Raw genomic sequence first — 5,238 nt, 5'->3', positions numbered from 1 at the left:
CCCCCGGACCACCCCCCAAGGCAAGCCCAGCAGCCCGGGCGGGAAGACCCGAACCGTCCCCGGTGTTTGGTCCCATGGCACAGTTCCCCCGTTCTCAGGAGATCCGACGTGTACGGCGACCCAGCGACGATCCGCAAGATCCTCACCGAAGCAGGCGACACCTGGGCCGTCGTCGGCCTGTCGTCGAACCAGGGGCGGGCGGCGTACGGCGTCGCCGCGGTGCTCCAGCGCTACGGCAAGCGGATCGTGCCGGTCCACCCCAAGGCGGAGACCGTACACGGGGAGCAGGGCTACGCCTCCCTCGCGGACATCCCCTTCGACGTGGACGTGGTCGACGTGTTCGTGAACAGCGACCTGGCGGCAGCCGTCGCCGACGAGGCCGTGGCCAAGGGCGCGAAGGCGGTGTGGTTCCAGCTCGACGTCGTGGACGAGTCCGCCTACGACCGCACCCGCGCCGCCGGTCTCGACATGGTGATGGACAGGTGCCCGGCGATCGAGATCCCCCGCCTGGGCTGACGGGACCCCCGACATAATGACCGGGTGACCTTCCACCCCAACTCCGGTGCGCCACAGCGTTTTCCGGTCGTCATCGTCGGTGCCGGACCCGCGGGGCTGACGGTCGGCAACATCCTGCGGGCCGCCGGCGTCGACTGCCTCGTCCTGGAGGCGGAGACTCGCGCGTTCATCGAGCAGCGCCCCCGCGCGGGCGTCATCGAGGAGTGGGCCGTAAGGGGTCTGCAGCGGCGCGGTCTAGCCGACACCCTGCTGGAGCGCGCCCAGTTGCACACCGAGTGCGAGTTCCGCTTCGCCGGCGACCGCTTCCGCTTCGACTACGGCGAGCTCACGGGGCAGCACCACTTCGTCTACCCGCAGCCCCTGTTGGTCACGGATCTGGTGCGCGAGTACGCCGACGTACGGGGCGGCGAGATCCGCTTCGGCGTCCGGGACGTCCGGCTGCACGACCTGCGGTCGCCCCGGCCCTCCGTGTCGTACACCGACACGGAGACGGGCGAACGGCACGTGGTCGACTGCGAGTTCGTGGCCGGCTGCGACGGGGCCCGCGGGGTGACCCGCACCGTCCTGCCCGAGACCACCGACATCGCCCGGCACGACTACGGCGTCGGCTGGCTGGCACTGCTCGCCGAGGCGCCGCCGTCCTCCGACTGCGTCCTGTTCGGCATCCACCCGAACGGTTTCGCCGGGCACATGGCCCGCAGCCCCGAGGTCACCCGCTACTACCTGGAGTGTCCGCCCGGCGACGACCCGGAGAACTGGCCCCACGACCGCGTCTGGACCGAACTCCAGCTGCGCCTGGGCGCGGACGGCACCCCCGCGCTCACCGAGGGCCGGCTGATCGAGAAGCGCGTGCTCGACATGCACAACTACGTGGTCGAGCCGATGACGTTCGGCCGCCTCTTCCTGGCCGGGGACGCCGCCCACCTCACCGCACCGATAGCCGCGAAGGGCATGAACCTCGCCCTGCACGACGCCTTCCTGCTCGGCGACGCGCTCGTCGCCTACCTCGGCGAGGACGACGGGAGCGGTCTCGACGGCTACTCGGAGGCGTGTCTGCGGCGCGTGTGGGACTACCAGGAGTTCTCCCAGTGGCTCTCCGAGGTCTACCACGGCACCTCGTCGGGCGACGAGTACCGCGCGGGCACCACCTTCGCCCGCCTGCGCCGCCTGTTCACCTCACCGGCCGCCGCGGCCGCCTTCGCGGAGCAGTATCTCGGTACGGCCGCCACCTACTGATCCTCAGTCGTGCACCGGCCGGTCGCCGAGCCGGTGGTCGGCCACGTTCAGCGCCTCGTCGACCAGTCGGCGCAGATGACCGTCGCGCAGGGCGTAGACCACCCGGCGCCCCTCCTTGCGCGTGCTCACCAGCCCCGCCAGCCTGAGCCGCGCCAGGTGCTGGCTGACCGCCGGCCGGGCCGCCCCGCACACCTCCGTGAGCGTCGAGACGTCCGCCTCTCCCCCGGCCAGCGCGTGCAGCAGGGTGAGCCGGGTGCGGTCGCCGAGCAGGGCCAGGATCTCGGCGGCGAGGGCGAACTGCTCCTCGCCGGGAGTGCGCGGATGCGCATGGTGCGCAGGTGATAGGTGCGTGCGTGCGCTCATACGCACATAATGGCTCCGTGGACGCGACACGTCCACCGTCGCGCGCACCGGAAAGGGGCACCACGTGAGCGACCACCACCCCGGGCACCACCCTCAGCACGCGCACGAAGACCGGCACCACCATCAGCACGCGCACGAACACCGGCACGGCCTGCGCCACCGCCTGGCGCACCTCCTGACCCCCCACTCCCACGAGACCGCCGACAAGCTCGACTCCGCCCTGGAGTCCTCCGCGCGCGGCATGCGCGCCCTGTGGGTCTCGCTGGCGGTGCTGGGGGTCACGGCCCTGGCCCAGGCGGCCGTCGTGGCGGTGTCCGGGTCCGTCGCGCTGCTCGGCGACACGGTGCACAACGCGGCGGACGCGCTGACCGCCGTACCGCTCGGTATCGCCTTCGTGCTGGGCCGGCGTGTGGCCACCCGCAGGTTCACGTACGGCTACGGCCGTGTCGAGGATCTCGCGGGCATCGTGATCGTGCTGACGATCGCCGCGAGCGCGGCCTTCGCGGGGTGGGCGGCGATCGACCGGCTGCTCGATCCACGTCCCGTGGCGCATGTCCCCGCGGTCGCCGCGGCCGCGCTGGTGGGCTTCGCGGGCAACGAGTGGGTCGCCCGCCACCGCATCCGGGTGGGCCGGGACATCGGCTCGGCGGCGCTGGTGGCGGACGGACTGCACGCCCGCACCGACGGGTTCACCTCACTGGCCGTGCTCGTCGGGGCCGGCGGCTCGGCCCTGGGCTGGCAACTCGCCGACCCCGTCGTCGGGTTGGCGATCACGGCCGCGATCACGCTGGTACTGCGGGACGCGGCCCGCGAGGTGCTGCGGCGGGTCCTGGACGCCGTCGACCCGGAGCTCGTGGACCGGGCCGAGGGCGCGCTGCGGGAGGTCGAAGGGGTGCGCGCAGTGGGCGAGTTGAGGCTGCGCTGGATCGGGCACCGGCTGCGCGCGGAGGTGGCGGTGGTGGTGGACGGCGAGATGACGGTACGCCAGTCGCACGCGGTCGCCGTGGCGGCCGAGCACGCCCTGCTGCACGCGGTGCCCCGGCTCACGGCGGCCCTGGTGCACGCCGATCCGGCCCCGGTCCCGGGCGAGGCGGATCCGCATCACGCCCTCGCCCACCACGCCCCGGCCTGAGCTCAGGCGACGCCGAGCCCTTCCAGCACCTCGGCCCCCGGCAGTTCGGCGAAGGCCTTGCCCGGCACCAGGAGCTTCCCGCGCCGGCGTCCGCTGCCGACCAGGACGTACGGCAGGTCGACCACGGCCGGGTCGATCAGCAGGGGCCAGTCGGCGGGGAGCCCGATCGGGGTGATGCCGCCGTACTCCATGCCGGTCTCCCCGGTCGCCGTGTCCATCGAGGCGAAGGACGCCTTGCGGGCGCCGAGCCTGCGGCGGACGACGCCGTTGACGTCGGCCCGGGTGGTGGACAGGACGAGGCACGCGGCGAGGGTGGTCTCGCCGCCCCGCTTGCCGGCCACCACCACACAGTTCGCCGACCGCTCCAGGAGCTCCTGGCCGTAGTGCTCCACGAAGACCGCGGTGTCGGCCCAACGCGGGTCGGTGTCGACGTACACCAGCTGCTCGGCGGGGACACTGCCGCTCCAGCGGCGTACGGCGTCGGCGACCGGGCCGATCAGCTCGTCGAGGGCGGCGGGGGCGGGGGTGGCGTGGTCGAAGTGCCCGATGGGTGCGTCCATGACGGCACGCTAACAGCAGCTCAGGACACCGCGGGCACCGAGACGGCCATGACCATCTCCATCGGCACCGCGCCCTGATTGCCGTACGTGTGCGGGGTGTTCGCCTCGAAGGAGGCGCTCGCGCCGGCGGGGACCCGGTGTTCCACTCCGTCGACGGTGAGGGTGAGCTCACCGGCCGTGACGTGCACGAGCTCGACCGTGCCCGGGGGGTGCGGATCCGAGGGGCTGCTCTCGCCCGGCATCAGCCGCCAGTCCCACATCTCCAGCGGACCGGGGGCCTCGGCGCCCGCGAGGAGCCGGTTGTAGCTGCCGGCGTCGGTGTGCCACAGCCGTACGGCCTGCTCGGCGGGGACGATCCGCACCTTGGGGCCCTGCTCGTAGTCGAGGAGCGTGGTGATGCTGACGCCGAGGGCGTCGCCGATCTTCACGACGGTGCCGAGGCTGGGGTTGGTGCGGGCCTGCTCGATCTGGATCAGCATGCCGCGGCTGACCGCGGCCCGGGCGGCCAGGGCGTCCAGGGTGAAGCCGCGCTCGGTCCGCCAGCGCTTGACGTTGCGCGCGAGGGACTGGGTCAGGAGGTCGAGGTCCGACACGTCACGTCCAATATTCTGTATGACACAGTGCAACTGAATGAACTACGGTGAGGTGCACCCGATCGTTCACCGAACTGTACTGCGAGGCGAGCCGTGACAGCGTTCTTCGCCCTGGCCACCAGCCTGTTGTGGGGCCTGGCCGACTTCGGCGGCGGGGTGCTGACCCGGCGGCTCCCGGCCCTCACGGTGGTGGTCATCTCGCAGGGCATCGCGGCGGCCGTGCTCGGAGCGGTCGTGGTGGCCACGGGCGGCTGGAGCGAGGCGGGCCCCCGCCTGTGGTTCGCGTTCGCCGCGGGGCTGGCCGGGCCGGTCGCGCTGATCTGCTTCTACGAGGCCCTCGCCCTCGGCCCGATGGGAGTCGTCTCCCCGCTGGGCACGCTGAGCGTGGCGGTCCCGGTCGGGGTCGGTCTCTGCCTCGGCGAGCGTCCCGGGCCGGTGCAGGCCGCCGGCATCGCGGTGGCCGTGACGGGAGTGGTCCTGGCGGGCGGCCCCCAGCTGCGCGGAGCCCCGGTGCAGCGCCGGGCGATCGTCCTCAGCCTGATCGCGGCCCTCGGCTTCGGCACGGTGTTCGTCCTGATCGCGGAGGCGTCCACGACCGTCACCGGCCTGTTCCTCGCGCTGTTCGTGCAGCGTGTGGTCAATGTGGCGGTGGGTGGCGCCGCCCTGTACGTCTCGGTCGGGCGGGGCGCCCCCGCCCTCCCCGGCTCCGGGTTCCCCTGGTGGTCCCTGCCCGCCCTCGCCTTCGTCGGCCTGGCGGACGTGGCGGCGAACGGCACGTACTCGGTGGCGGCCCGGCTCGGCCCGGTGACGGTGGCCGCGGTCCTCGCCTCCCTCTCCC

The 5,238-nt window shown here is 73.0% G+C and carries 7 protein-coding genes; 4 read left to right on the top strand and 3 right to left on the bottom strand.

Annotated elements, in window-relative coordinates:
- The first annotated feature begins 108 nt into the window (after positions 1 to 108).
- Positions 109 to 516 carry a CoA-binding protein gene (locus EHS43_RS36645; protein ID WP_125194916.1) on the top strand — a complete coding sequence of 136 codons (408 nt, stop codon included), beginning with the start codon at positions 109 to 111 and terminating at the stop codon, positions 514 to 516.
- 24 nt (positions 517 to 540) lie between these two features.
- Positions 541 to 1,752 carry a 4-hydroxybenzoate 3-monooxygenase gene (locus EHS43_RS36640; protein WP_125194915.1) on the top strand — a complete coding sequence of 404 codons (1,212 nt, stop codon included), beginning with the start codon at positions 541 to 543 and terminating at the stop codon, positions 1,750 to 1,752.
- A 3-nt stretch (positions 1,753 to 1,755) separates the two neighbouring features.
- Here EHS43_RS36640 and EHS43_RS36635 read toward each other — a convergent pair whose 3' ends face one another.
- The gene (locus EHS43_RS36635; protein WP_125194914.1) at positions 1,756 to 2,115 is read right to left on the bottom strand and encodes a metalloregulator ArsR/SmtB family transcription factor; all 360 of its coding nucleotides are present in this window, start codon (positions 2,113 to 2,115) and stop codon (positions 1,756 to 1,758) included.
- A 151-nt stretch (positions 2,116 to 2,266) separates the two neighbouring features.
- Between EHS43_RS36635 and EHS43_RS36630 the strand changes: the two genes are divergently transcribed.
- The gene (locus EHS43_RS36630; protein WP_260470887.1) at positions 2,267 to 3,247 is read left to right on the top strand and encodes a cation diffusion facilitator family transporter; all 981 of its coding nucleotides are present in this window, start codon (positions 2,267 to 2,269) and stop codon (positions 3,245 to 3,247) included.
- A gap of 2 nt (positions 3,248 to 3,249) precedes the next feature.
- On the opposite strand, the gene EHS43_RS36625 is transcribed toward EHS43_RS36630, so the two are convergent.
- Together EHS43_RS36625 and EHS43_RS36620 are read right to left on the bottom strand one after the other, a co-directional pair.
- Positions 3,250 to 3,807, bottom strand: coding sequence for a YbaK/EbsC family protein (locus EHS43_RS36625; protein ID WP_125194912.1), 558 nt, complete (start codon positions 3,805 to 3,807; stop codon positions 3,250 to 3,252).
- Between the two features lie 20 nt (positions 3,808 to 3,827).
- Positions 3,828 to 4,400 (bottom strand): helix-turn-helix domain-containing protein, encoded by a 573-nt coding sequence (locus tag EHS43_RS36620; protein WP_125194911.1) that lies wholly within the window; start codon positions 4,398 to 4,400, stop codon positions 3,828 to 3,830.
- A gap of 93 nt (positions 4,401 to 4,493) precedes the next feature.
- Between EHS43_RS36620 and EHS43_RS36615 the strand changes: the two genes are divergently transcribed.
- A partial coding sequence (locus EHS43_RS36615) for an EamA family transporter (protein ID WP_125194910.1) occupies positions 4,494 to 5,238 on the top strand: 745 nt, incomplete at its 3' end.

Source organism: Streptomyces sp. RP5T, assembly GCF_003933965.1.
GTDB lineage: Bacteria > Actinomycetota > Actinomycetes > Streptomycetales > Streptomycetaceae > Streptomyces.
The sequence above is the reverse complement of the archived record's forward strand: the minus strand, read 5'-3'. Positions and strand labels throughout refer to the sequence as shown.

What these genes read in the sequence shown, in the direction of transcription:
- EHS43_RS36625 (WP_125194912.1), bottom strand. Translation starts at nt 3,807, where the DNA reads ATGGACGCACCCATCGGGCACTTCGACCACGCCACCCCCGCCCCCGCC.
- EHS43_RS36635 (WP_125194914.1), bottom strand. Translation starts at nt 2,115, where the DNA reads ATGAGCGCACGCACGCACCTATCACCTGCGCACCATGCGCATCCGCGC.